This is a genomic window from Methanoregula sp. UBA64 (assembly GCF_002502735.1).
Classification (GTDB): domain Archaea; phylum Halobacteriota; class Methanomicrobia; order Methanomicrobiales; family Methanospirillaceae; genus Methanoregula.
Window position 1 is genome coordinate 748714 of sequence record NZ_DAQC01000001.1, and the last position, 25722, is coordinate 774435.

The 25722-nt window shown below is 56.4% G+C and carries 22 protein-coding genes; 11 read left to right on the forward strand and 11 right to left on the reverse strand.

Annotated elements, in window-relative coordinates; translation table 11 throughout:
* Positions 1–32 precede the first annotated feature (32 nt).
* Positions 33–2918: a methyl-accepting chemotaxis protein gene (locus BP758_RS03630; protein ID WP_292368794.1), complete on the forward strand. Its 2886-nt coding sequence runs from the start codon at positions 33–35 to the stop codon at positions 2916–2918.
* Positions 2919–3042: 124 nt separating this feature from the next.
* Complete coding sequence (locus BP758_RS03635) at positions 3043–3849, forward strand: CheR family methyltransferase (protein ID WP_292368796.1); 807 nt, start codon at positions 3043–3045, stop codon at positions 3847–3849.
* Between the two features lie 21 nt (positions 3850–3870).
* Here BP758_RS03635 and BP758_RS03640 read toward each other — a convergent pair whose 3' ends face one another.
* On the reverse strand, positions 3871–4131 hold the full coding sequence (locus BP758_RS03640) for a hypothetical protein (RefSeq protein WP_292368798.1): 261 nt from the start codon (positions 4129–4131) through the stop codon (positions 3871–3873).
* A 171-nt stretch (positions 4132–4302) separates the two neighbouring features.
* Here BP758_RS03640 and BP758_RS03645 point away from each other — a divergent pair, with 171 nt between their 5' ends.
* A complete protein-coding gene (locus BP758_RS03645; RefSeq protein ID WP_292368800.1) occupies positions 4303–4956 on the forward strand; it encodes a hypothetical protein in 654 nt (217 codons plus the stop codon).
* Positions 4957–5001: 45 nt separating this feature from the next.
* Here BP758_RS03645 and BP758_RS03650 read toward each other — a convergent pair whose 3' ends face one another.
* The 9 genes from BP758_RS03650 to thiC all read right to left on the reverse strand — a co-directional run bounded on the left by BP758_RS03650 (position 5002) and on the right by thiC (position 12657).
* Positions 5002–5190, reverse strand: a complete 189-nt coding sequence (locus BP758_RS03650; protein ID WP_292368801.1) for a hypothetical protein — start codon at positions 5188–5190, stop codon at positions 5002–5004.
* 32 nt (positions 5191–5222) lie between these two features.
* Entirely contained in the window at positions 5223–5474 is a 252-nt protein-coding gene (locus BP758_RS03655; RefSeq protein ID WP_292369958.1) for a DUF7123 family protein, read from the reverse strand.
* A gap of 218 nt (positions 5475–5692) precedes the next feature.
* Entirely contained in the window at positions 5693–7537 is a 1845-nt protein-coding gene (locus BP758_RS03660) for a DHH family phosphoesterase (RefSeq protein ID WP_292368803.1), read from the reverse strand.
* Between the two features lie 182 nt (positions 7538–7719).
* The gene (locus BP758_RS03665; RefSeq protein ID WP_292368805.1) at positions 7720–7932 is read right to left on the reverse strand and encodes a hypothetical protein; all 213 of its coding nucleotides are present in this window, start codon (positions 7930–7932) and stop codon (positions 7720–7722) included.
* Between the two features lie 315 nt (positions 7933–8247).
* Positions 8248–9186 (reverse strand): ribonuclease Z, encoded by a 939-nt coding sequence (gene rnz / locus BP758_RS03670; protein ID WP_292368806.1) that lies wholly within the window; start codon positions 9184–9186, stop codon positions 8248–8250.
* On the reverse strand, positions 9183–9956 hold the full coding sequence (locus BP758_RS03675) for a sugar phosphate isomerase/epimerase family protein (protein ID WP_292368807.1): 774 nt from the start codon (positions 9954–9956) through the stop codon (positions 9183–9185). Before BP758_RS03675 ends, rnz begins: the two co-directional genes overlap by 4 nt.
* Positions 9953–10501 carry an AAA family ATPase gene (locus tag BP758_RS03680; RefSeq protein WP_292368809.1) on the reverse strand — a complete coding sequence of 183 codons (549 nt, stop codon included), beginning with the start codon at positions 10499–10501 and terminating at the stop codon, positions 9953–9955. The genes BP758_RS03675 and BP758_RS03680 overlap by 4 nt, the downstream gene beginning before the upstream one ends.
* A complete protein-coding gene (locus BP758_RS03685; protein WP_292369960.1) occupies positions 10498–11304 on the reverse strand; it encodes a radical SAM protein in 807 nt (268 codons plus the stop codon). Before BP758_RS03685 ends, BP758_RS03680 begins: the two co-directional genes overlap by 4 nt.
* Before the next feature lie 75 nt (positions 11305–11379).
* Positions 11380–12657 carry a phosphomethylpyrimidine synthase ThiC gene (gene thiC, locus BP758_RS03690; RefSeq protein WP_292368810.1) on the reverse strand — a complete coding sequence of 426 codons (1278 nt, stop codon included), beginning with the start codon at positions 12655–12657 and terminating at the stop codon, positions 11380–11382.
* A 207-nt stretch (positions 12658–12864) separates the two neighbouring features.
* Here thiC and BP758_RS03695 point away from each other — a divergent pair, with 207 nt between their 5' ends.
* Positions 12865–15273, forward strand: a complete 2409-nt coding sequence (locus BP758_RS03695) for a CDC48 family AAA ATPase (protein ID WP_292368811.1) — start codon at positions 12865–12867, stop codon at positions 15271–15273.
* Between the two features lie 58 nt (positions 15274–15331).
* Here the strand turns inward: BP758_RS03695 and BP758_RS03700 are convergent, their stop codons facing one another.
* Positions 15332–16276, reverse strand: a complete 945-nt coding sequence (locus BP758_RS03700) for a hypothetical protein (protein WP_292368813.1) — start codon at positions 16274–16276, stop codon at positions 15332–15334.
* Between the two features lie 1340 nt (positions 16277–17616).
* Between BP758_RS03700 and BP758_RS03705 the strand changes: the two genes are divergently transcribed.
* The 7 genes from BP758_RS03705 to BP758_RS03735 all read left to right on the forward strand — a co-directional run bounded on the left by BP758_RS03705 (position 17617) and on the right by BP758_RS03735 (position 25716).
* Complete coding sequence (locus tag BP758_RS03705; protein WP_292368815.1) at positions 17617–17865, forward strand: hypothetical protein; 249 nt, start codon at positions 17617–17619, stop codon at positions 17863–17865.
* A 126-nt stretch (positions 17866–17991) separates the two neighbouring features.
* Positions 17992–20583, forward strand: coding sequence for an ATP-dependent chaperone ClpB (gene clpB, locus BP758_RS03710; RefSeq protein WP_292368817.1), 2592 nt, complete (start codon positions 17992–17994; stop codon positions 20581–20583).
* 50 nt (positions 20584–20633) lie between these two features.
* The gene (locus BP758_RS03715; RefSeq protein ID WP_292368819.1) at positions 20634–21125 is read left to right on the forward strand and encodes a nucleotide exchange factor GrpE; all 492 of its coding nucleotides are present in this window, start codon (positions 20634–20636) and stop codon (positions 21123–21125) included.
* Complete coding sequence (gene dnaK, locus BP758_RS03720; RefSeq protein ID WP_292368821.1) at positions 21115–23004, forward strand: molecular chaperone DnaK; 1890 nt, start codon at positions 21115–21117, stop codon at positions 23002–23004. The genes BP758_RS03715 and dnaK overlap by 11 nt, the downstream gene beginning before the upstream one ends.
* 17 nt (positions 23005–23021) lie before the next feature.
* The gene (dnaJ, locus tag BP758_RS03725; protein WP_292368823.1) at positions 23022–24089 is read left to right on the forward strand and encodes a molecular chaperone DnaJ; all 1068 of its coding nucleotides are present in this window, start codon (positions 23022–23024) and stop codon (positions 24087–24089) included.
* A 47-nt stretch (positions 24090–24136) separates the two neighbouring features.
* Positions 24137–24616: an Hsp20/alpha crystallin family protein gene (locus tag BP758_RS03730; protein ID WP_292368826.1), complete on the forward strand. Its 480-nt coding sequence runs from the start codon at positions 24137–24139 to the stop codon at positions 24614–24616.
* Between the two features lie 185 nt (positions 24617–24801).
* Entirely contained in the window at positions 24802–25716 is a 915-nt protein-coding gene (locus BP758_RS03735; RefSeq protein ID WP_292368827.1) for a class 1 fructose-bisphosphatase, read from the forward strand.
* Positions 25717–25722 lie beyond the last annotated feature (6 nt).

Consider the following 25722-nt stretch of genomic DNA (forward strand, 5'->3'; position numbering starts at 1 on the left):
ATGAAGGCAGGGTACGAGAAGGGGATGATGGAATGACAGAACCACGACCGGGAAGAAAAGCACTGTTTGCAGGGGCGCCTGCTGCGACGACCGTACGGAGTAATACTCCCGACGAGATCGCACAGCACGTCCGGCAGTTAAACGAAGACCTGGCACTGGCGCTGAAAGGAGCTGCGGCAAAAAAGGCGACAAAGCCCCTCAATGCATCCGATTTCGGGAGCGAATATACTACCCTGGTGGATGCGGTAAATACCGCACTTACACAGTTGCAGGAGACTACTGCCCAAGAGCCTACGGGAAACGAGGAATACGACAAGAAGATCGATATTCTCGAACGGCGCCTGGAGTTCATGGAGAAGAACAATCCGGTCCCGATGCTGATTGTTACGCCGGCACTGGATATCGTTGAGGCAAATGCGGCGTTCCTTGCCATGAGCGGGATTCCCGAAGACGAGATCCTCACCAAAAACATCCATGATTTCCCCATCACGGATCGCTCGGGAGAAGGTGCAAAGGCTGCACTGGAGACAAAGCGGCGTGCGGCAGGAGAACTGACCATCGGGTTCCCCGCGGGCGTGCATACGCTCGAACAGTACTGCATCCCGGTCCTCGATGACGAAAGCAAAGTCACTTCACTTGTCCTCCTTTACGACGACCTCACCATTAAAAAGAGGAAGAATGCCGAGATAGAACGGCTCAAAGCCCGGTCCGAGACGATCGTCCAGCAGAACCCGATGCCCATCCTTCTCGTGGACACCGGTTTTAAGATCCGCGTGGTCAACGATGCGTATGTCTCCCTTGCCGGTATCGAGAAGGAGCGGCTCCTGAAGATGACCCTGCGCGATTTCAAGGTTCTCCAGCAGACCGGGACCGGGTTAAAACAGGTGCTTGAAAAAGGAGAGCGCTCTGAAGGCGAAGTTGTCGTGGAGTTCCCGAAAGGTACCCGCAGGCTCCGGCAGTACGGTATTCCCATCTCCGATCAAAAAGGCGGCGTGGAGAGCATCCTTGTCGTCTATAATGATGTTACCGAAGAGCGTTCCGAGATGGACAAGGTGGTTGCAGCCCGCCACACCTCCGATACCCTCATCCAGGAAAACCCCATCCCCATGCTCATGGCCGACCGGTCGTTTGCCGTTACCCTCGCGAATGCCGCATATCTCAAGATGAGCGGGTTTGCGCAGGATACAATCCGGGGCATGAACCTGCGGGAGATCAAGATCAAAGACCAGAAAGGAGAGGGCGCAAAGGTCGCAATCCAGACCAGACGCCGGGCCTTTGGAGAAGTCACCGTCGATCTCCCGAGCGGCACCCATATCCTCGAACAGTACGTAATGCCACTCCTTGACAACAAAAACGAGATCGAGAGCCTCCTTTTGGTATATAATGACGTGACCGAGCAGCGGAAAAACCAGGAAACCCTCGCAAAAGAGATGGAAAAGGCAGCGGCATTCCGGAAACGCTCCGATACCATCGTGATGCAGAACCCGATGCCCATCATGCTCATGGACGCCACATTTAAGATCCTCATGGCAAACGAGGCATATGTCGGCCTGACCGGCATAGCAAAAGAGAAACTGGTCGGGATGAGCGCAAGAGAGTTCCGGATCACCGCCCAGACCGGGCAGGGGCTCAAGACGGTGCTCACCGAAAAGAAGCGCAGTTTCGGCGAGATCACTATCGAGTTCCCGACCGGCGCGCATATCCTCGAACAGTACGGGATCCCCATGCTCGATGCCCAGCAGAACATCTCGTCCATCCTCTGCGTGTACGTCGATGTCACCGCACGGAGGGCACAGGAAAAGAAGATCCAGATCATGATGGACGAGGCAAAAGCGAACGCAGAACTGCTCTCGGCAAGCGCAACCGAACTCGAATCGGGCCTTGCAAAGATCTCGTCGGGAGATCTCACCTGCCGGCTCAGTATCGACGATGCGGATCCGCTCGTCCAGCTCAAGAGGGACTTTAACACCTCGGTAGAGGCGATCCATGCCGTCATTTCCGACCTCATGGCCTCGGTCAAGAGACTGGACGTGACCGTAAAAGACACCATCAAGTCGACCGAGGAGATCGCAAAGGCGACCGAGCAGGTGGCCCTCTCCTCACAGAAAGCGACCGACAATGCAAAAATGCAGCTTGCCGCGGTCGACAAGATCTCCGGCGTAGTCTCGGATATCTCTGCATCGATCGAAGAGATTGCCAGCACCTCCCACGAGGTCATGACCCATGCGGAAAAGGCCGCTCATGAAGGTGCGCAGGCAGCCGGTATCGGAAAGACCGCGACCGACAAGATGCAGTCCGTTGAGCAGATCTCAAAGAAGAGTGTCGACGAGATCACTGCATTAAACGAGCAGATGCAGCAGATCACGAAAATCGTCAACCTTATCACGGATATCGCAAACCAGACCAACCTCCTCGCCCTGAATGCCGCAATCGAGGCGGCACGGGCGGGAGAACACGGCCGCGGGTTTGCGGTGGTTGCCGGGGAGGTCAAGAACCTTGCCGGTGAGTCCAAGAAAGCGAGTTCGCAGATCGAGACCCTCATCAAATCCATCCAGGCAAAGAGCGAGGTCACTGCGTCATCCATCCAGAGTTCCTTTGACGAGATCAAGGCTGGGATTGAGAGCGTCAACCAGACGGTAGAGTCCCTGAACCGGATTATCGCCGAGGCAAATGTGGTCTCGAACGGTGTTACGGAGATCACAAAAGCCACCGAGAACCAGGCACAGGCCACTTCCGGCCTGATGTCCAGTGTCGAATCGGTCAAGGCGGCGACCGAGGACAACCAGCAGCGGATGGAAGATATGGCAGCGCTTGCCGAGGAGACCAGTGCCTCGACCGAGGAGATTGCGAGCGCATCTGCCGAACTCTCCACCATGGCCGAACGCTGCAGCCATATGATGGAAGAGTTCCATACTTAAAACAAAAAAAGACGGGAAAAATAATCCCGCCCCTGCTGTTTAGCAGGCAATCATCCGAAAGCTTCCCAGAAGCGCGGGATGTTCCCGCAGATGTATAAGACCCCACAACGCGGAGTACACTACCATGATAACAGCTGACGACGGCTTTTCCGCTTTAAAAAAATACATCGAGCAGACCATCAAGATCCAGTGTAACAATTACAAGGAAGATTACATCAAGAGACGGCTGCTCTCCCGCATGCGTTCGACCAGTACTGCAACGTATCCGGACTATCTCCGGTACCTCCACGAGCACCCGCCGGAGCTTGAGAACCTCAGGAATGCGCTCACCATCAACGTGACCGAATTCTTCCGGGACGCCGAAGTTTACGATCTCCTCAAAAAGGAAGTCCTCCCGGCCCTTTTCCACGGCAGAAAGACGATCCGGATCTGGTGTGCAGGGTGTTCCACGGGAGAAGAGCCTTATTCGATTGCCATGATCCTCCACGATATAATAGCCGCGGACAAATCGCTTTCCGCCCAGATCACGGCTACCGATATCGACGAAGTAGTCTTAAAAAAGGCAAAAGACGGGATCTATTCGGAAAAAGCAATGGGAAAACTTTCCGCTGCACAGATCCAGCGGCATTTCACCAAACTTCCTGACGGGAACTACCAGGTAAAGCCGCACCTCCAGGAGCTGATCCGGTTCCGTCCCCACGACCTCATGAGCGGTCTGCCCCCTGCGAAGTTCCTCGATCTTATCACCTGCAGGAACGTTACGATCTATTTCACCGAGAAACAGAAAGACGACCTGGCAAGGATGTTCCACGCAGCCCTCGTCCCCGGGGGATATTATGTGATGGGAAAGACCGAATACCTCGGCCGCGAGGTGGAAGGACTCTTTACCCCCATAAATTCCATCCAGAAGATCTATACCAGAAAAGACTGAAAGACCCGGCTATTTTTTTTATCAGTGAGCCGGGGGCTCCTCATCTTCGTTCTCGGCATTTTTCCCGATCCCTTTTACAAACTCGGCCTGGAGTGCTTTTCGTGCCGAATGCTGTTTTATCTGGGCATAGACCGTGATAAAATTGATCCCGATAACGACGATAACAAGCATCAGGCTTACCCAGAGCATGGAGCCGTTTGCGGTAAGAAAGGCTGCCCACAGGAGAACGACAAAGGAGATCAGGTAAAAAATGACCCATGTCCGGAGCCCGGGGAGTTCCATGAATAACAATATGCATCATGACGATACTAAAGTGTTCCCGCATTTTCCGATATATTTTTAAGATATATACATTATCTGCCATTTATTGCAGTAAAAAACGTATTGCGCCGGATCATTCCCGTTTCTCCGCAGATCCTCACGATTTTTATCTGATGATTGCCAGTAGTATGTGTGGACAAAGGAGATCTTTTCACGCTGGTCGGGGGTTTTGTCGTGCTCCTCTTAGTTGCCGTCATAGTCCGGCCCGACTCGCTCCTGTTACTCTCACCGGCCCCCCAGCACCCGGTCACGACAGTCCCGATAACCGTAAATGAAACTCCTGCTATCAGCCCGGAAATAACCCCCCCTCTCACTCAGGTACCTGTTGTAACACACACACCCAGCGAGCCGTCACCGCCGTATCGCATCATGTACACCAGCAACCCGTTCACGTACCCGAAGATCCATCTCCCCGATAACATGGTCTCTTTTGGGGCATCCGATATCCCCCTGAAGGATAACCGGAGCGTGACCTTTGCCTATATGGAGGGAACCGGGGGAGGACTGACCCAGGTATTTACCGTGCCGTACGAAATATGGGCACTCAACATGACGGTAACGGCCAACAGGATGCCCCAGTATGCCATGTTCAAGATGGTAGTCTGCGATGCGAAGACGGGGGCCATTCTGCAGGGGGGAGAGATCCAGTTCCCCGGCAGCATGTACAAGATAGTCCGGGCCTCGGGCCCGGTATACATGATCATCACCACGTCCAACGTGGACTCATTCCGGATCGATCTTGAAACGCCGTACCGGTTCTATACCGCGGCAGCACCGGCGGAATAGCGGGAAAGGTCTCCGGGAAACCGGGGCTTACCCGTTTTGTTGGTATCAGGATACTTTTTCAACGATGACCCGGACCCGCTCCCCGGCTTTGAAATCGTGCCCTTTGGGGATGTCGATATTAAACCAGAGCGCAGCCGGATTGTCCTGCGTGTTGTCCTGGGACATCAGGCAGTCTTTTTCTTCGTTGATGTCTGCAACAAAATCGATAACCGCTTCAAACTCAAGTTTTGGCATATACTAGAAGAAGGTGGGGAAAAGTAAAAAAGTTAGAGGGCACGGGGCGTGACCATCCACGTCGTGCTGTTCGAATAACTCCACCTGATGATTGAAAGCTCCTTGCACATTTCGGCAAGGATCGCCATGTTGGTTCCCACTTCCTTGGGGGATAACCCGAGATCTTTTGCAATATATTTTGACTTGAAGTAGTGTTTGCCTTTGGTTATCCCTGAGGTAAGGTAGGATACAATTTGGTGCTGGGTTTCGTTGTACTTTTCGCGTAACTTCTTGCTTGTTGACATATCTCGCCTCAGCATTAACCATTCATATAGAGCAACTCCTATTTATATATAGCGGACGATACAGGTTAAATTTATGGTTATTTAGGCAACAGCGGCCTTATTCTGACCAGAAACTATTTAATTCGGCCAGATTTTGCGCAGATTGCATCCGGCCCCGTAAACGGCCGGGTTTTCATGTTTATTAACAAAAATCCCTGAAATTAAAAAAAGGACGGAATTTAAGGCTGCTGCACCGGAGCATCGCCGATCTTCTTGATCAGGGCATCGAGCACAACTTCCCGCATACCTTCCACGAACTTGATGCTGCCGACCACCAGGTGGCCGCCGCCGGAGATCCCGCCGCCGGGGATCTCGTTGTGCAGGTCCCGCACCATACGGGGGATGTTCATGTGCACGCCCCGGGACCGCAGGACCGCAAAGTCCGGGCCAAACCCGATGGTGACCACCGGTTTTCCCTCGTTCTGCTTGCAGAGGATGTCGTGGACCTCCCCCGAGGTCTTCCCCGGCGGGGGGAAGGTGAACTTGTGGGCGTGGATCTCCACGTCGATTAAGAACAGGTGGGCTGCATTGGGCAGCACACGGGAGACGACATGGGGCATGCAGGCGCTCATCTGGTCTTCGATCATTGCATTTGCGCCTTCGACCAGGAGGCCGACCAGTTTCTCGTGGCGCTCCCGGTTCCCGAGAAGGTTAAGAATGTCTTTTACGATCTCCCTGCCGTCATTGAACCGGAGCCAGAACTGCTCGTAGTCGAGCGCAAGGGCAATATTCTTGCAGGCCTGCTCGGAGTACTGGTCGCGGATAAGGGCGAGGTAGAGGGCACGTTCCGGTGCTTCGCTCCGGTCGCCCACACCGGCAATCGCCGGGAGATGTTTGATCAGGGGTTCGACCCGGGGGTTGATGAGCCGGGCCACTTCGGTCCCGAGCATCCCGGCAGTTACGCCAAAGTCCCCTCCCACATGGTAGGGGTTGACGTGGCCGACCAGGTACTTGTCGATGGTGGCATCCGGGTGGTGGTGGTCGATCACGACAAAGGGAATGTCGTACACGCTCGCGATCTTGTACGAGGCTTCGTCTTCCTCGGTGGAACCATTATCGGTGAGGATCACTAAGGGCATCTTCTGGCCGAACCGGGCATGGTCCTTTAAGGCGAAATCGAGGTCACGGGTGATATCCTCGATCTCGTAGAAAGGTGCCTTTGACGGGGCACGCTTGAAGAGGAAATAGTCGGCATCGAAGTCCCCGCCGGACTCTTTGATGAGCGAAACTACTGCCTGCTCGATGGCAACCGCCGAGCAGATACCGTCTGCATCCGCATGGTGCCGGAGGATGATGGGCTGGGCGGTAAAGATAGCTTTCCTGATGATCTTTGCTACCTTGCGCATCTCGGGCATGAGGGCGTCAAGCACATCGCTTTTCACGAGCGGCTTGATGATCTCGGGTTCCGCCCTGGCATCGAGCGCCTGCTCTATCCTCGTCCTCACGGCTCCCTCCTCGTCACCGGCCAGCGCAGAGACGGCATCGGCTTCGATCTGGAGCTGGTTGTTGCGCATCATGACTTCGCCGATGACCTTGACAATCATGTTGAGCTCGATCTCCGGGTAGGCCCGGACACCGGCTTCGACAAAGGCAGCGACGTTCTGGGTGCCGGATTCGTCGACGATGGTAAAGATGGTCGGGCCGCTCGTCTGCTTGATCTGGGCAACCTCGCCTTCAATGGCAACGGTCTTTCCCTGCTTTGTCTTAAGATCGGCGATCCGCACGGTCGTCGACGTCCGCTCGATCTGCTGGACCTGGTAGATCTGGATCAGCATCTCTTCGAGGTCGATGTTGCCGTTCGGCCGGATCTGGCGGACCCTCACAAGGACGCTGTCCTTTTCCTTGTGCTCGGCCTTGACGCTTGTCTTGTGCACGAGGCCCTTGATCCGGTCGTTGAGCTGGACAAACATCCCGAAAGTTGCAAAGCCCTGGACCTTGCCGAGGTAGGTCTTACCCTCCTCCACATCGGACAGGTCGCAGCCTGCGGCCAGCCGGTAAACAATGATATCTGAATCTGATTCCATTTCTCTCTCCACACGCACAGCGAAACGAAACGATATAGAATGCGGCTTATTATTTTCTGGATTTATCGTTCTCCGTCGGCAGGCACGAATGACGTGCTTGCGTGTACCATGAATGGTTGCGGTAAGGTTATGTTAGTTGTGATGGAGGAGAACCTGTGTCGTATCTTTCAAAATAGTAAAAATTAAAGGAATGGTGCAAATGTACCGATGTAAACAAAAATTCCAAACATCGCTAAAAAAATCACAATAAATGCTGCAAACGGGAGATAAGGATCATACCAGTTTTCAGGAGGATGATCTTTATGGTAATACCAAGAAGATATGGCCCAGTTTCCAAATAGACCTGTAAGCATACCTAATAGCAAACCTGCAAAGAATAACAAAAATTGGCCCATATTTAATTAATACAAAATCAATAATAAAAAGATTTTGGGATAATTACGATGAGAAATTTTGTATAAATATACCCTGAATCGTTCGATGAAAATTCCTTATTTAATGCAGCCCCTACCCCTTGTACATCACAATATGTTCACAGGAGATCAAAATTCAAATATGGTTTTCTAATCGAAAGAAGGGGAATTTTGGTCTAGTTGAATCCGGAACCCCCCACGCAAAAAACGGGTGTAGCCGTGCCACCCGTTTTTTGTGAAGGGGGGACTGGGGGGCGTCAGCTCGCTAAATTACCGTAGTAACCAGTAAAAGAGAATTCAATCCCGGTACCCGATCTCCAGCATGAACCGGTCCTCCGGTACAATCACATCACCGGAAAACGCAGACTTTGCCTCGTTCATATGGGCCGTGGTATCCGTGTACCGCGAACTGATGTGCGTCAGGGCAAGGGTCCTGGCATTTGCAGCTGCCGCCGCCTCCCCGGCCTGCCGGGCAGTGGCGTGGTAGAACTCGGCGGCACGCTTGATCTCGCTCTCATCGTACGTTGCATCGTGGATCAGAAGATCGGCCTCCTTTGCATGCACCGCAAGGGTCTGGGAGACCGGCCGGGTATCCCCGGTATACACGATCTTCCGGCCCGGGCGGGGAGTACCCAGGACATCGGACGGGAGTATCTCCCGCTCGGTGCCGTCCTTTGTGATCCTGATGGTCTCGCCCCGCTGGAGCTTCCCGAAGAGCGGCCCGGGCGGGACGCCGAGTTCGATGGCGTGCTCGCGGTCGAACCGGCCCGGGCGGGGGTCTTCTTCGAGCACATAGCCAAGCGCCGGCATACCGTGGCTGACCCCGAACACCGTGACCGTGTAACCGTCGAAGCGCACCCACGAGCCGTCAGCAACCTCCACAGAGTCGAGCGTGAACTTCAGGTTGAATCGTGCAACCTTTTTTACTGTCTCCACGAACTCGTGCACCCAGGTCGGCCCGTAGATGGTCAGAGGCTCGGTCCGGCCATTGAAGGACATGGTCTGGACAAGCCCGAAGATCCCGAGGAAATGGTCGGCGTGCCAGTGCGAGACGAAGATCGCATTGATGGTAAACCCGCACCGGGCCCGCATCATCTGCTGCTGGGCGCCTTCCCCGCAGTCGAAGAGGAGGGTATCGGTACCGCGCCGGACCATGATACAGGACGGGTTCCTTGCCGGGGTCGGGAGGGCTCCTGCCGTCCCGAGGAAATAGACCTGGAGGGTCTCGCCGCTCATACGAAGCACTCCGTAAAGACCGCGAGACTCTTTTTTGCCTCTTCGACCGAGCGGCCCTCGACCACGACAACGCCGCTGTACTGTGCGGCAATCGCCTTTCCGGCCCTGTGCCAGTCAATCGTGCCGTCCCCGAGCGCAAGATGCTCGTCCGATTCCCCGTGGTTGTCGTGGATATGGATATGGTTTGCAGATCCTACGTGCGCGAGGAAATCGGGGACCTTCCCGACCGTATTCGCATGCCCGAAATCGAACGTCAGGCCGATCCCCTCGATTCCTTCCGCCATTCCCATCAGCTCCCCGCAGTCCCGGCAGAGGAACTCCTTATGGAGGATCATGTTTTCAAGGCAGGCAAGCACCCCGTATTCAGCCGCACACTTCCCGATCCGGCGCAGGGCCTCCTTCTGGAGCTCCCAGACCTTCTGGGGTACGAGTTTTCCCGCCGGCGAGAGGTAGCCCGGGTGTATGGTCACCCGGTCGGTCAGGTCTGCCGCGTGTTCAATGCAGACCTCGATCTGCCGGATGGATTCCCGCCAGATCGGGTCGTTTAAGGTGGCAAGGTTGAGGTCGCCATACGGCGCGTGCACGGTCACACCGAGCCCGGTCGATGCGATTGCCTCTTTAATTTTTTTTATGTTCTCCGGCTTCTCCAGCCGGTAATTGCCGTCGGCCACGATCTCCCAGCCCGCGTATCCCGCGTCCTTTATCCCATAGACCCAGGATATGTCGTCCCAGACCTTCGAGGACGAGGAGAAGTAGGCCTTCAGCGTCATGGCTCCTGCTCCAGCGCCCGGATAAACCCGGTCACCTTTGTCGTGAACTCTTCGAGCGTACCGTCGTTGTTGATCCGCACGTCGGCCAGTGCAAGGGCACGCGCGAGTCCCCAGCCCTTCTCGCGCTCGTCGCGGGTCTTGAGCCCCTCGGCAGAACCCACATCGTCGCTCCGCTTGCGCTCGCGGAGCCGTTCGAGGCGTATCTCAAACGAGGTCTCGATTGCAACGAGCCTAAAACCCGGGAAGTGCTCCTTAAAGACCCTGACCTCTGCATCCCCCCGGATCCCGTCTACAAGGACGAGCGGGGCATCCTGCTTTTTTAGTAAGTCCACGCAGAGGATCGCAATCGCGTCCATGCCGTGCTCGGCCCGGAGCCGGTTTGCCGTTGCCCCGAGGTTTGCATCGGTCGGGGGAAGACCCGCCTCTTTTACGGCATTCCTGATCACGTCGCCCATGACCACGACCGGGATGCCAAGGCTCGCGGCTATCCGGGAAAATTCTCCCTTGCCGCTCGCGGGAAGCCCCACAACCCCGAACACCTTCATAACAGGTACCTCCGGTTATAGGGGATCTCCCCGCCGTCCCGGGTCCGGATCCGGACATCCCGTTTGAGCCCGTCGGCAATTTTTTTAATCTCTGGTAGCGTCATGGGGGTGTACTGCCCGATGGTCTCCCATCTCTTTAGGATATATGCGCTGGTGTTCTCTGCCCCGCCCGGGACCATCGGGATCTTGTGCTCTCCCTGCTGGAGGACGAGGGGTATATCGGCAACCTTACGCGAAATCTCCTGTAAGTATTTTGCATTCTCATAAAATACGGTTACTACGATCTCGAGTTCTGCAAGCGTCCCGTTCCGGAACGCTTCCCGTGCAGCCTCTGTCGACTGCATGACATTTTTTGCATAGTTTTCCACGGCCGCACCGTCCTGTGCGCCGGAGAATCCCTCCCACTGCGTCTTGTAATCGATCGCGATCCGGTCGATGAGCCGCTCGGCAAGAAGGGCCCTGATGGTATCAGGAAAGGCGCCGTTTGTCTGGAGGCCCGTGGCAAGCCCGTGTTTCTGTGCGGCACGGGCAAGGCACAGGAGCGCCTCTTTCTGGAGGGTCGGCTCCCCGCCCGAGAAGACCACACCGCTCACGGCAATTTTCGAGCCCTCGATGAGCCGGATAACCTCGTCTGTATCCCGGTAGTCCTCGCCGCCGAAGATCGCGGCGTTCTGGCAGTAGGAGCACCGTAGGGGGCAGCCCCGGAAAAAGACGGTGCAGACCGCCCGGCCCCGCCAGTCTACCGTGGAGAGCGGAACAAAGCCGCCAAAATTGACCCTGATAGCATCACCGTTACGGATTATTGGGGATTACCTTATTTAGTGCATTTGCATCGGAACCGGTACCGGCCGACACGGGTGCACGGGAAAAAAAGGAATTTAGAATTTGAAGTGCCGGTTGACGATCTTGATGGCGCAGAAGTCCCCGCACATGGTGCAGCCGTCGGTATCTGCGGGCATCCGCTCGTTACGGATCTTCCGTGCGCGGGCCGGGTTCATGGCAACCGCAAACTGGCGGTTCCAGTCAAGGTCGCGGCGGGCGTGGCCCATTTCGAGGTCGGCGGCCCGGGTCTTTTTGAGCTTGACCATGTCGCCAACGTGTGCGGCAATCCGCGAGCTCATAACTCCCTCGTATACCTCTTCGGGGGTCGGGAGGGCAAGGTGCTCGGCAGGGGTAACGTAGCAGATGAAGTCGGCACCAAGGGAAGACGATATGGCGGCACCGATGGCGGCCACCCGGTCGTCGTAGCCCGGTGCAATGTCGGTCACAATGGGGCCGAGCATGTAGAACGGCTTGTTGTTCGTGACCCGCTTCATGAGCTGGACGTTTGTCGCGATCTCATCGATCGGGACATGGCCCGGACCTTCGACAATCACCTGGATGCCTTGTGCGTGCGCTTTATCGGCAAGCTCGGCGTTGATGAGGAGCTCCTGAATGCCGGCCCGGTCGGTTGCATCGTGGATGGCGCCGGCCCGCATGCCGTTCCCCATCGAGAGGGTGACCTCATGCTCTTTCATAATCTCCATGAGGTAGTCGAACTCTGAATAAAGCGGGTTCTCCTTCTCGTTGTGGAGCATCCATGCGGTCATGAATGCCCCTCCTCTCGATACCAGCCCGCAGTGCCGGCCCTGGTTTTTAAGTCTCTTGACCGTCTCCCAGTTGATGCCGGTGTGGATTGCCATGAAGTTCGTACCGAGCTTGGCCTGCTCGGCCGTGATCCGGAAGAGGTCGTCCTCTTTCATGTTGACAACGGCGCCGTCCTTTTTCACGGCCTCGATGAAGGCCTGGTAGAGCGGGACGCATCCCACGGAAAGCGTGGTGTTTGCGATCACCTGTTTACGGATCTCGACAAAGTCACCGCCGGTGGAGAGCTCCATTAAAGTGTCGGCACCCGCAAGCTCGGCCTGCCGCGCCTTCTCGACCTCTTCGGGAATATTGACAATATCGGTGGAGGTCCCGATGGAGGCGTTCACCTTGGTGCGCAGGCCCTCGCCGATACCGCAGATCTTGACCTTGCGGTAGGGGGAGACCGGGATAACAATGTGGCCCTCGGCAACGCCGCGCCGCACAAAGTCCTCGGTCACGCCTTCGGCTTTTGCGACCTGTTTCATCTCGTCGGTTACGATGCCGTTCCGGGCATCATCTATGATACTCATACCTTACCGGTTCCGCAAAAGAGCAGATAAAGGCTCGGTTTTGCCTTTCTGGACGAAATATTGCTTGTCTATAAAACAAGTAAATTTTAGTTTAGGTAAACAATGAAGCATCAGGGCTGCAGGGCAAAACCGGGGCAGGGATTGTCCGCACGGGTGCATTTATGATTTCCCGGCACTATACAAGAGCATAGACTGCACGGGACGCACATGGCAGAAACGGGTTTTTTTGAAGTAACGGTAAAGGAAGCGGCGCATAACGACGCAAGCCGGGGGATCGCCCGCTTAAGCGTGGACGTAATGAAGAAGCTCGGCCTTGTCTCGGGCGACGTGATCGAGATCGTGGGGAAGCGGAGCGCGGCAGCGATCGTCTGGCCCGGGTTTGCGGAGGATATCGGGTTTGCGATCCTGCGGATTGACGGGAGTGTCCGGGCAAACGCGAGCGCCGGGATCGACGAGAAGGTGAAGATCCGCAAGTCCGAGGCGGGCTATGCCACCAAAGTCGTGATCCAGCCGGTACAGGAGACGCGGCTCGTGGGCGGGGAACAATACCTCTCGCGGGTGCTGCGGGGCCGCTCGGTTGTCGAAGGGCAGTCCCTCCGGGTCGATATTCTCGGGAACTCGGTCACGTTCGTGATCGTCCGGGTCGCGCCCCGGGCGATTGCGATAGTCTCTGACGATACCGAGATCGAGCTCAAGAACGAGCCCTTCAAGCCGGAGGAGGGAAAGCGGCAGATCACGAACATCCAGTACGAGGATATCGGCGGGCTCGAACGCGAGCTCCAGCTCGTGCGGGAGATGATCGAGCTCCCTCTTCGCCACCCGGAGATCTTCGAGAAGGTCGGGATCAAACCCCCCAAGGGCGTGCTCTTCTACGGCCCGCCGGGGACAGGAAAGACGCTCATAGCAAAAGCGGTTGCAAACGAGGTGGACGCCCACTTCCTCACGCTCTCGGGCCCCGAGATCATGAGCAAGTTCTACGGGGACAGCGAGAAGGCCCTGCGGGACAAGTTCCACGACGCAGAGGAGAACGCGCCCTCGATTGTCTTCATCGACGAGATCGATGCCATCGCCCCGAAGCGCGAGGATGTGCAGGGAGAAGTTGAACGCCGCATCGTTGCCCAGCTGCTCGCCCTCATGGACGGTCTTGCAGGGCGCGGGCAGGTCATCGTGATTGCGGCCACCAACCTCCCGAACTCCATCGACCCGGCGCTCCGGCGCGGCGGGCGCTTTGACCGGGAGATCGAGATCGGGATCCCGGACAAGAAGGGCAGGTACGAGATCTTCCAGGTCCACACCCGGGGCGTGCCGCTCGCAAAGGACGTTGATCTCGAATCGCTCGCGGAGACCACGTTCGGGTTTGTGGGGGCGGATATCGCCCTTCTCGTAAAAGAAGCGGCGATGAACGCGATCCGGAAGATCATCCCCTTAATCGATATCGACAAGGAGATCCCCAACGAAGTGATCGACCAGCTCCGGCTCACGAAGGCCGACTTCGATGCGGCACGAAAGGTTGTCCAGCCGAGCGCGCTCCGCGAGGTCCTTATCGAGATCCCCGATGTTGCCTGGGAAGATATCGGCGGGCTCGACGATGTCAAGGACACGCTCGTAAAGACCGTCGAGGGCCGGCTTCGGTTCCCGGGCATCTTCGAGAAGCTCCAGTACAAACCCCCGAAGGGGATCCTGCTCTTTGGACCGCCGGGCACGGGAAAGACGCTTCTCGTGAAAGGCATCGCGAGCAAGCGCCAGCTCAACTTCATCTCGGTAAAAGGCCCCGAGATGCTTTCCAAAGGTGTCGGGGATTCCGAGAAGCACGTGCGGGAAGCCTTCCGCAAGGCCCGGCAGTCCGCACCGTGCATCATCTTCTTCGACGAGATCGATGCGCTCTTCCCGAAACGCGGGGCGGTGGCGGACAACACGCACGTGACCGAGAGCGTGCTCTCGCAGTTTTTAACTGAGCTTGACGGCGTGGAGGAGCTTAAAGAAGTCTTTGTGATCGGCGCCACGAACCGCCCCGACCTCCTGGACCCGGCCCTGCTCCGGCCCGGCCGGCTCGAAAAGCACCTCTACATCCCGCCACCGGACGAGGCGGGGAGAAAAGCGATCCTCGCTACGTACCTGAAAGGCATCGAAGACCTCCTTGCCCCGGAGGTGAAGATCGACGACCTTGCCGCCCGGACCCGGTTCTTTGTCGGGGCCGATCTCGAAGCGCTCGTGCGGGAGACCAAGGCCGCCGTGATCGACGAACTCACCCGGGAGAGCGACGGGGCGGACAAAAAGAAAGCCGACATTTCCGTCACCATCACAAAGGAACACTTCGATCGTGCGCTCGAACAGGTCAAGGGGACACTCGACGGTGCAGATTTCGAGAAGTACGAGCAGAAGTCCTGGGACCTCCTGTACGCCAAGGGACGGCGCGACCTGTTATACCAGGCGGTCGGCCTCATCAACCAGGTCGAATACCTGAAAGGCAAGCGCCTGGTAACGGACCGGATTGTCCGGCTCGCGGACGAGCTCCGCGATCTTGTCTACTGGCAGCGGAAGTCTTTTGACGATGTCCAGAAGCGCACCGCAGATCTCAGGAAAGCGCTTGAAAAAGCTGCGGACGCGGGCAAATAACTCTTTTTATTTTTATCCCCGGGTTCGGCGATGGCAGATTACTGCCTGCATCTCCCATTCAGCTGCTGTTGAACAGGTACCCGGCCGATGGCCCGGCCATACCCGCCTCATCGTGCCCGACCCCCGGGACAACATGGTATTCCCAGCCAAGCGGGATGGAATCCTGTGCGGCCGCTGCCTGTGCCGAGGCATAGTAGGTCTTTGCCCGGGCAAACCGCGTGCTCCCCTCTGCCTCCGCGAGCGGGAATGTGGCAAGGCCGCTGTCGTTCGGGTTCGTGTCGAGCTCCCCGGACAGGATGATGAGTTTACGGGAGAGCACTTTCGGGAGATCGCTCTGGTACAAGGGGGAACTGTCAAGGCCGAACGGGTACGGGATCGAATAGTCGGGGAGCACGTACACGCCGGCATTTGCGGCGACCGCCCGGCGGTAGCGTGCGTCCGGCAGGAAGGTGACGAGCCGGTGGACGAACTGTGCGCCGGCGCTGTGCCCGTCGAGGAGGTAGGTGGCCTGCGTTGCGCCGGTCGTGGTGCGGACATAATCGAAGAGGTGCTCGATTGCCATAAACGTCCAGTTCTGTTTTGGCTGCCAGTTCGTGGCGTCATAGGTGTTCCCGAGCGGGTACCAGAGGTCGCCGGGATAGGCAGTATCGGAGAACTCGGGGACGAGGAGCAGGCAGGAATACTGTTCGGCATACGGGACCCAGGTCTCGCGGGGCGAGAGCCCGGCCCGGCCTGCGCCGGGCATCACGATCAGGATCGGCCCCGACTGGTTCCACGCCGCCGGGCGATAGGTGTAGACCGTGATCGGGCGGTCTGCATTCCCGAGCGTATCGTTGAAGACGAACTGCCCCCGGCCGATGGGGATAACGGACTGCCCTGTGGTGTACTGGGGCGTGTACTGCTGAGTAGCCGCAGCCTTCGGGGATGACGGTGCCGTGCACCCGCACGCAGAAACTGCAAGGAAAAGCATGAGCGCAGCAAGGCAGAGGCACCCGGCTTTCATATATCCATACAAGGGTCCGGCCTACAAATAGCCCGCGGTGCGATCCAGATTCGGGTGAAGTTTTGAGCCGTGGGGGGGAGGGGGTGACCCCCACCCCCCTCCCCATTACAAAAAAAATCCGGAAACCGATTGTCAGATGTCCATTTGATTATCAGATGTACACTTGATTATCAATTGATCATCTGACAAAAAACCGGCAGCCCACGCCGGACGGTCCGGGCAAGGGGGGGTGGGGGCCCCCTTTTTTAAAAAAGAGCGGGGCGGTATTTTTTTCGCGGGATGTGATGAGACCCATGGGGGGGTCCGACAATTTTTTGTGCGTGGGTGTCGGGGGGAGGGGGGTGGCCATTAAAAAAAAGTCCGGGAAGCGGTTGTCACATGTACATGCGTTTATCACATGCTTATGTGATTATCACATTGCTATGTGACAAAAATCAAAGAGCCCACGCCGGACGGTCCGGGCAAGGGGGGTGGGGGTCCCCTTTTAAAAAAAAGAGCGGGGCGGCAATTTTTTCGCGGAATGGGAGGGGACCCCTGGGGGGGTGGCGTGATTGTGAAGGGGGGATCCCCCTTTTGTGTGCGTGAAGGTGGGGGTACCCACTCACTAATCTTATCTGAGGGTGGTCGCATTGAGATCTAAAAAGCCGGGATTCAGGAAACTGGAGTGAGGTCTCCCCGCCTCAGGGCCCCTCACGGGGCACGGCGGGGCAATTACCTGTACGCCCTTTTCCGGCAATTACCTGCCGCGGAGGTTTCTTGTCAGGAGCGGATTGTGAAATCGTAAGGCTCTGCCAAGGATGTAAATTTATCACAACGTTGTCCGGTCTCATGAAGCACCTGACGGGAAAAACATGGCAGATGCGCGTGGAATCGTGATTTATGGGGAAGATAAGTGGATGACGCTGATTCAGAATGCTGCGCAAGCAAAATAGACAATTTTATTAAATTAATGAAATCTATTCTCTCTTGATGGCAAGTATATTGGGACTTGTTTGTACTGTAATTAGCGTAATATTATCCGTCTTAAGTGCAATTTTTTTCGCGCCCAATCTATTACGAACAAAGCAAGAAATTACAGAAATCTGTTCTTCACACCCCGGACCAAATCCGGAATTGTGGAGAGCGTTTTTAAAAGATAAAGGAAATGCACAAATTGGTATGTGCCTACTTTCTGTTGGAGTCGGGTTTCAATTTTTATCAATTTACTTTACATAATATTGTTTGACTCCTCTCACGCTGGTTAACACCTGATTTCACCCCACGCCAAGTAATAGCCACCCCGACCCAACCTTTTATATATTCAACCATACTAACCTAGGGTTAATCCTAGAAAAGGAGGCATGACGATTACCACAGATTTCACGACAGTAAACCTGGCAGGACAGGAAGCGATAAACGAAGCCGGGACCGGGAGGAACAGGGCGATCCTTCACTGGCAGGTGATCGACCGGCTCAGCCGGTTAGGCGGGGACGCCGACGGGCTTGACGGCCTTGATACGACCTGCGGGATCGAATCCCCGGGTCACATCTCTGTCCCTGCATCTGCCCCTGATCCCGTCGATGCGGATACCCTTGCCCAGTATGTATAACAGGCACGGGATCGCTCCCGGTGGTTACCGGGCCGGGTTCCTCATTGCCAAACTATTTGACAGGAAGGGACGCTATTACGAATTACCGGTAGCGGATAATGAACAACCAGAAAAACCACCAGCATCATGAACTTCAACAATTTCACCATCAAATCGCAGGAAGCAGTCTCGAAGGCAATCGAACTAGCAACGGCAAAAAAGAACCCGTCCATCGAGACATCGCACCTCCTTAAAGGGATGCTCCTGGTTGACGAGAATGTCATCCCGTATCTCTTAAAAAAACTGAATGTGAACGTCGACGGGGTTACCGCTGCCCTCGACCGGATCATCGATACATATCCCGAGGTAACCGGCGGGGACCAGAACCTCTCAAACGATGCCTCAAAGGCCCTGCAGAAAGCCGTCGCACTTTCAAAGGAGTCCGGGGATGAGTTCGTCTCGCTCGAACAGATCCTCCTTGGGATCCTCTCGGTCAGCGACAGCACATCCCGGCTGCTTAAGGAGAACGGGGTATCGGAAAAAGAGTTAAAGACCGCCATCAGCCAGTTGCGGAAAGGTGAGACCGTGAACAGCCAGAATGCCGAAGATACCTATAATGCCCTGGAAAAATACGCCCGGAACCTCAACGATCTTGCCCGCAAGGGAAAACTCGATCCGGTCATCGGGCGTGACGAAGAGATCCGCAGGGTGCTGCAGATCCTTTCACGGAGAACGAAGAACAACCCGATCCTCATCGGGGAGCCCGGTGTGGGTAAAACCGCCATAGCCGAAGGTCTTGCCCACCGGATCATCGACGGCGATGTCCCGGATAACCTGAAGACGAAGCAGATCTTCTCCCTCGATATGGGTGCCCTGATCGCCGGGGCCAAGTTCAAGGGAGAGTTCGAGGAACGGCTAAAAAGTGTCATCAAGGAAGTGACCTCGTCCGACGGTGAGATCATTCTCTTCATCGACGAGATCCACACCCTGGTCGGGGCCGGCGGGGGCGAGGGTGCCATGGACGCGGCAAACATCCTCAAGCCCGCGCTCTCACGGGGAGAACTCCACGTCATCGGCGCAACGACCTTAAAGGAATACCAGAAGTATTTCGAGAAGGACAAGGCGCTCGAACGGCGGTTCCAGCCGGTGATGGTCAACGAGCCGGATGCAGACGATGCCATCTCCATCCTCCGGGGCATCAAGGAGAAGTACGAAACCCATCACCATGTGAGGATCAAGGACGAAGCGATCATTGCTGCGGTCGAACTCTCGCAGCGCTATATCTCCGACCGGTTCCTCCCCGACAAGGCCATCGATTTAATCGACGAGGCCGCCTCGAAACTCCGGCTCGAGATCAACTCGAAACCGGAAGAACTCGAAAAGATCGAGCGAAAAATCCACCAGCTGGAGATTGAACGGGAAGCCATCAAGCGCGAGAAGGACCAGGGAAAGCTCAAGATTCTCAATGAAGAGATCGCGAACCTGACCGAGGAGAGAAACCGGCTGCATGCAAAGTGGCGGTCGGAAAAAGAGCTCGTCGAGCAGATCCAGGCAAAGAAGACCGAGATCGAGAACTTAAAGTTCGAGGCCGAACGTGCCGAACGGAACGGCGACCTCGGGAAAGTTGCCGAGATCCGGTATGGCCGCATCCCGGATAACGAGAAAAGCATGGTGGAGCTCAAGGAAAAACTCACCGTGCTCCAGAAGGATTCCGCGCTCGTGAACGAAGAGGTGGACGCCGAAGAGATAGCAGAAGTTGTCTCGCGCTGGACCGGGATCCCCGTATCGAGGATGCTCCAGAGCGAACGGGAGAAACTCTTGAGCCTCGAAGCCGAACTCCACAAGCGCGTGGTCGGCCAGGACGAGGCAATAGAAGCGGTCTCCAATGCTATCCGCCGGAGCCGGGCCGGGCTGCAGGACACCAAACGTCCGATCGGCTCGTTTATCTTCCTCGGGACAACCGGGGTAGGAAAGACAGAGCTTGCAAAGGCCCTGGCTGAATTCCTGTTCAACAACGAGAACAGCATGGTCCGGATCGATATGTCGGAGTACCAGGAACGCCACACCGTATCACGGCTGATCGGCGCACCGCCGGGTTACGTGGGCTACGAAGAGAGCGGGCAGCTGACCGAAGCGGTCCGGAGAAAGCCCTATTCCGTGGTCCTGCTGGACGAGATAGAAAAGGCCCACCCGGATGTCTTCAACATCCTCTTACAGGTCCTTGACGACGGCCGCCTGACCGACAACAAGGGCCGCACGGTGGACTTCAAGAACACCATCATTATCATGACCTCGAACATCGGGTCGCATCTCATCCAGGAGAACATGGAGCATGCCACCGAGAAGGACCGGGACGAGCTCTTCGAGCGCACGCGGGAACAGGTCTTTGACCTGCTCAAGAAGACCATCCGTCCCGAATTCCTCAACCGGATCGACGAGATCATCATGTTTAAACCGCTCACGGAGGACGAGATCCGGGTCGTGGTCGAGATCCAGCTGGGCGGTGTGCAGAAGATGCTTGAAAAGAGCGGCATCCGGCTTACGGCAACAAAGAAAGCCATCCGGTTCATCGCCACCCTGGGCTTTGACCCGCAGTTTGGCGCACGGCCGATCAAGCGCGTGATCCAGAAGAACCTGCTCAACGAGTTGTCGAAGATGATCCTTGAAGGAAAAGTCCAGAAGGACAAGGAGATCGTGGTCGATGAGAAAGGAGGAAAACTGGTGTTTGGGAATGCCTGATCCCGAACCTCCGGTCTGATTTACAGGTATCAGGATGAGGGGAGACGACCATGGATGATACCGAAGAGTTGAAAAAAGCACTCGCAGAACAGACCCGGCTCGCGGAGGAACGTCTCAATCAGCTGAGATATCTCCAGGCGGACTTCGACAATTTCCGCAAATGGAGTGCAAAGGAAAAGGAGACGATCACCTCCCTTGCAAACGAGAGACTGATTAACGATCTCCTCGTCGTCCTGGACGATTTCGAGCTGGCCCTTCCCTCACTCGCGCAGGAGAAGAACCGGGAAGGGATGGAAATGATCCATAAAAAACTGACAAAAATCCTGTCAGACTATGGATTGCAGCCGATCGACTGCGTGGGGAAAAAATTCGATCCCCGGTATCACGAAGTGTTGTGTACGGAGAAATGCGCAAAAGAGCCTAATACCATCCTCGAAGATTTCGGGAAAGGCTACCAGCTGAAATCCAAAGTCATCAGGCCCTCGAAAGTAAAGATCGCAGAACAGGTAACAGAGAACGTTGGTGAGAACAATGACAAATGAGAAAATTATCGGAATTGACCTTGGTACCTCGAACAGCGAAGCATCCGTCATGGTCGGCGGCAAGCCGACGATCGTACCGTCAGCAGAAGGGGCAACGGTTGCGGGAAAAATGTTTCCCTCCTATGTGGCCTTTACTCCGGATGGCCAGCTCCTTGTCGGCGAACCGGCACGGCGGCAGGCCGTGAGCAACCCCGAAGGGACCGTTACCGCGGCTAAAAGGAAGATGGGGACAAACCACGTCTACAAGATCTACGGGAAGGAGTACACCCCCCAGCAGATCTCGGCGTTCATCCTCCAGAAGATCAAACGCGATGCCGAGGCGTTCCTGGGAGAAAAGATCACAAAGGCTGTCATCACCGTCCCGGCCTACTTTAACGACAACCAGCGGACCGCAACAAAGGACGCAGGAAAGATCGCGGGCCTTGATGTGGTCAGGCTGGTAAACGAGCCTACCGCAGCGTCCATGGCCTACGGTCTTGACAAGGGCGGCGACTTCAAAATCCTGGTCTTTGACCTCGGCGGCGGCACGCTCGATGTTACCATCATGGAGTTCGGCGGCGGCACGTTTACCGTCCTTGCAACCTCAGGGGACACCCAGCTGGGCGGCACGGACATGGACAATGCCATCTTCGAATGGATAGCAGACGAGTTCAAAAAACAGGAAGGCATCGATCTCCGGAATGACAAGATGGCGGTCAACCGGGTCAGGGAGGCTGCGGAGAAAGCCAAGATCGAGCTTTCTACAGTCATGGAGACGGAGATCAACCTCCCCTATGTATCCGCGACCCAGACGGGCCCCAAGCACCTCAACATCAAACTGTCCCGGTCAAAACTCGAACAATTGATCGACCCGATCATCCGGAGGTGTATCAATCCGTTCGAGCAGGCGCTTAAGGATGCAAAACTGACCAAGAACGATATCCAGAAAGTGATCCTGGTCGGCGGACCCACCCGGATGCCGGTGGTCCAGAAGTTCATCGAGGACAATGTCGGCAAAAAGATGGAACGCGGCATCGACCCGATGGAATGCGTGGCCATGGGCGCAGCTATCCAGGGCGGGATCCTCGGCGGCGAGATCAACGACATGGTGCTCCTGGATGTGACCCCCTTAACGCTTGGCCTTGAGACACTCGGCGGGGTCAGGACCGCTCTCATCGACCGGAACACTACGATCCCGACCAAAAAGAGCCAGGTCTTCTCCACAGCGGCGGATATGCAGACCGAGGTCACGATCCATGTCCTCCAGGGCGAGCGGCCCATGGCAGCCGATAACGTGAGCCTGGGCCAGTTCAACCTGGTCGGCCTGCCCCCGGCGCCCCGGGGGGTCCCGCAGGTCGAGGTCACCTTCGATATCGATGCATCGGGGATCCTCAATGTCTCTGCAAAGGATCTCGGCACCGGGAAAGAGCAGAAGATGACCATCACCGCTTCGTCAAAGCTCCCCGAAACAGATGTACGGAAGATGGTCGACGAGGCAAAACAGTTCGAAGAGCAGGACCGGCAGAAAAAGGAAGAGGTCGAGGCAAGAAACATCGCAGACTCTCTGGTCTATACCGCGGAAAAGACCCGGACCGATCTTGCAGATAAGCTCAGCCCGGACATGGTTGAACGGCTGAACGCCGCGATCACCGCAGTCAAAGCGGCACTGGAGAGTAAGGATACTTCCAGCATTAAGATCGAAACTGAAAAACTCCAGAAAGTTCTCGGCGAAGCAGGCGCCGCTGCATACCAGGCGGCAGCCCGGCAGCAGGCAGAACAGCAGGGACCTTCCCAGAACACGGGACAGCCTTCGCAGGATGCCGGCGGATCGGGTAGTGCCGGCGGCCCCGGCGGCGAAAATGTCGTTGACGCCGACTTCAAAGTAAAGGATGACAAATAATTTTTCCTCCACAACCCATGGCAGCGCGCGACTATTATGAGACCCTTGGCGTAAAACGGGATGCAACAGCTGACGAGCTCAAGAAAGCATTCCGGCAGCTCGCACGAAAATACCACCCGGACCTGAACAAGGGAAGCAAGGAGGCAGAAGAGAAATTCAAGGAGATAAACGAAGCCTACCAGGTGTTAAGCGACCCCCAGAAGAAAGCCCAGTACGACATGGGAGGCCATGTCGAGTTCGGGCCCGGGGACGCAGCGGGGTACCGGCCGCCCAGTTACGACGACCTGTTCCGGGACTACGGTCTCGGGGATATCTTCAACGCGTTCTCCGGGAGTGGCCGGGGGCCACGGCAGCGGGCAGGGGCAGATCTCCGCTACGACATTGAAGTAACACTCTCCGATGCATTCTACGGAACGAAAAATACCGTGGCGGTCCCGCATGATTCCGTATGCGACACCTGCCACGGTACCGGGGCAGAGCCGGGGTACCTCAGGGACTGCCCCACCTGCCGGGGAACCGGCGAGATCCGGAGCCCGCAAAGAATGGGGAACCGCAAGGTGATGAGCATCGCCCAGTGCCCGGAATGCGGCGGGAGCGGGAAGATCGTTGAGAAGCCCTGCCGGACCTGCCACGGGGCCGGGTCGATCCAGAAAACCCGGCGGATCGAAGTCACGATCCCGCGGGGTGTCGAAGACGGGCAGTTCCTGCGTATTGCCGGGGAAGGCGAACCGGGCGAGAACCGGGGGCCACCCGGCGATCTCTACGTGGTTGTCCACATAAAAAAACACGCAGTCTTCGAGCGGCAGGGGGCGGACCTGACGACAACCGCAGTGGTCGGTCTCGCCACCGCGCTCCTGGGAGGAGAGATCACCGTACCGACCATTACCGGGAGTGCGGCCGTAAAGATCCACCGCGGCACCCAGAGCCATACCATCTTACGGCTCCGGGGGCAGGGGATGCCGTTTCTTAACTCCGACAAACGGGGCGATCTCCTGGTAAAGGTTATCGTGAAGATTCCTTTGGACCTGACAAAAAAGCAGGAAGACTTAATGAAGGAAGCATTCGTGGGCGGACCGGTGGGATGAACCATGGTACGGGCAGCTGATCCAAAACCCGGTGCGGGGTAAAACAGATGGTGCGATGGTATTACCGGTCGGTCTTTGACGAGCTGGAAGACTTACGGAAATACCTGGAGGCTCTGGACCGGCAGATATACGAGACCAATCCTGCGGCATTATTGCCCGCTGCCGGCGGGTCAGCACGGGTGATGCTGCCCGTGCGACCGACAACGTTCCATGTGCAGGTTTCCGGGAGCGATGACGAAGTGGTGATTACCGCAGAGACGATGGCAGGGATTACCAAAAAAGGGATCGCACTCGACCTGATCGATCCCCGGACGCTCGAAATTACCTGCGCACGAACGGACGAACGTTCCGATGAGAATGGGGGGTACTATTCGCACGAATGTACGTCTGCGTCAATCACGCGGGTGGTTTCCCTCCCGGAACCGGCGACCGGGGAAGGAGCCTCTGCAACGTTCAAAGACGGTGTGCTGGAAGTCCGTCTCAAAAAGATCGCAAAAGAGTCACGGGGAAAAATACCTGTTGACTAACGGATTAAGAATCCTGCATACCTCCCCCTCCTTTTTACCTCATACCCGGCAGTATGGCAGAAACCGCGTTATCGCAGGATAATAATCCTCATAAACCTCCGGGTCAAACGACTACCCACAGACCCGGACACCGTTCCGGGTAATTCGGGGTTGAACGCCCAAAGCGGCGGGATCCGGTGGACAGTATGATTCTCAAAGATTTCCTAACACACGAGGGCACGGACAAAAACCTCGCCGAACTCATTCTCTTCTTAAGCAGGCAGGCATCGGAGGTCAGGAAAGGCTTCCTGTTGAACTGTACAAACACGGCAGCCTGCGGCACGAAGAACATGTTCGGCGAGGACCAGAAGCCCCTCGACAAGTATGCCGACGATGTCTTTGTCGAGGCATTAAAAAAGTCAAAGCTCGTCCGGTATATCGCAACCGAAGAGCAGGACTCGATCATCGAGGTAAAGGACGCAAAGAACACCTTCGGGGTAGTTATCGACCCGCTCGACGGCTCCTCCCTTCTCGACGTGAACCTCTGCGTGGGTTCGATCATCGGCATCTGCCCGGGCAATGTCCTTGACAAGGGCAAAAACATGATCGCTGCCCTCTACATGCTCTACGGCCCGATCACCACCCTCACTTATACGACCGGTTCGGGAGTCCACGAGTTCGTGCAGGACGAAAAAGGCGAGTTCTTCCTCCGCCAGAAAGACATCCGTATCCCTGATGGCAAAATCTATTCTCCCGGGGCACTCAGGAAAGACTATCTCGCCGCCCATGCCGCGTGGATTCAGGATCTCGAAGAGAAAGGCTACAAGCTCCGGTTCTCGGGCTGCTTTGTTGCCGATGTCCACCAGATCCTCCATAAGGGCGGCGTCTTTACCTACCCGGCATACAAGGGAAAGGAGAAGGGCAAACTGCGCCTTCTCTACGAGGCAAACCCGATGGGCATGCTCGTCTGCGCGGCCGGCGGGGCAGTCAGCGACGGAAACAAGAGTTTCCGTGAGATCGTCCCGACCGATATCGGCCAGCGTGTCCCTCTCTACATTGGCGGGAAGCAGGAGATTGCGGGAATAGAGGAATACATGAAAAAGTCGGAGAAGAAGGAGTGAAATCAG

Coding starts and splice junctions, on each gene's coding strand:
- BP758_RS03640 (WP_292368798.1), bottom strand. CDS start 4,131: ATGGAACTCCCCGGGCTCCGGACATGGGTCATTTTTTACCTGATCTCC.
- BP758_RS03735 (WP_292368827.1), top strand. CDS start 24,802: ATGATTCTCAAAGATTTCCTAACACACGAGGGCACGGACAAAAACCTC.
- BP758_RS03695 (WP_292368811.1), top strand. CDS start 12,865: ATGGCAGAAACGGGTTTTTTTGAAGTAACGGTAAAGGAAGCGGCGCAT.
- rnz (WP_292368806.1), bottom strand. CDS start 9,186: ATGAGCGGCGAGACCCTCCAGGTCTATTTCCTCGGGACGGCAGGAGCC.
- BP758_RS03675 (WP_292368807.1), bottom strand. CDS start 9,956: ATGACGCTGAAGGCCTACTTCTCCTCGTCCTCGAAGGTCTGGGACGAC.
- BP758_RS03700 (WP_292368813.1), bottom strand. CDS start 16,276: ATGAAAGCCGGGTGCCTCTGCCTTGCTGCGCTCATGCTTTTCCTTGCA.
- BP758_RS03635 (WP_292368796.1), top strand. CDS start 3,043: ATGATAACAGCTGACGACGGCTTTTCCGCTTTAAAAAAATACATCGAG.
- dnaJ (WP_292368823.1), top strand. CDS start 23,022: ATGGCAGCGCGCGACTATTATGAGACCCTTGGCGTAAAACGGGATGCA.
- BP758_RS03660 (WP_292368803.1), bottom strand. CDS start 7,537: ATGGAATCAGATTCAGATATCATTGTTTACCGGCTGGCCGCAGGCTGC.
- BP758_RS03705 (WP_292368815.1), top strand. CDS start 17,617: ATGACGATTACCACAGATTTCACGACAGTAAACCTGGCAGGACAGGAA.
- thiC (WP_292368810.1), bottom strand. CDS start 12,657: ATGAGTATCATAGATGATGCCCGGAACGGCATCGTAACCGACGAGATG.
- clpB (WP_292368817.1), top strand. CDS start 17,992: ATGAACTTCAACAATTTCACCATCAAATCGCAGGAAGCAGTCTCGAAG.
- BP758_RS03680 (WP_292368809.1), bottom strand. CDS start 10,501: ATGAAGGTGTTCGGGGTTGTGGGGCTTCCCGCGAGCGGCAAGGGAGAA.
- BP758_RS03655 (WP_292369958.1), bottom strand. CDS start 5,474: ATGTCAACAAGCAAGAAGTTACGCGAAAAGTACAACGAAACCCAGCAC.
- BP758_RS03630 (WP_292368794.1), top strand. CDS start 33: ATGACAGAACCACGACCGGGAAGAAAAGCACTGTTTGCAGGGGCGCCT.
- BP758_RS03665 (WP_292368805.1), bottom strand. CDS start 7,932: ATGGGCCAATTTTTGTTATTCTTTGCAGGTTTGCTATTAGGTATGCTT.
- dnaK (WP_292368821.1), top strand. CDS start 21,115: ATGACAAATGAGAAAATTATCGGAATTGACCTTGGTACCTCGAACAGC.
- BP758_RS03730 (WP_292368826.1), top strand. CDS start 24,137: ATGGTGCGATGGTATTACCGGTCGGTCTTTGACGAGCTGGAAGACTTA.
- BP758_RS03715 (WP_292368819.1), top strand. CDS start 20,634: ATGGATGATACCGAAGAGTTGAAAAAAGCACTCGCAGAACAGACCCGG.
- BP758_RS03650 (WP_292368801.1), bottom strand. CDS start 5,190: ATGCCAAAACTTGAGTTTGAAGCGGTTATCGATTTTGTTGCAGACATC.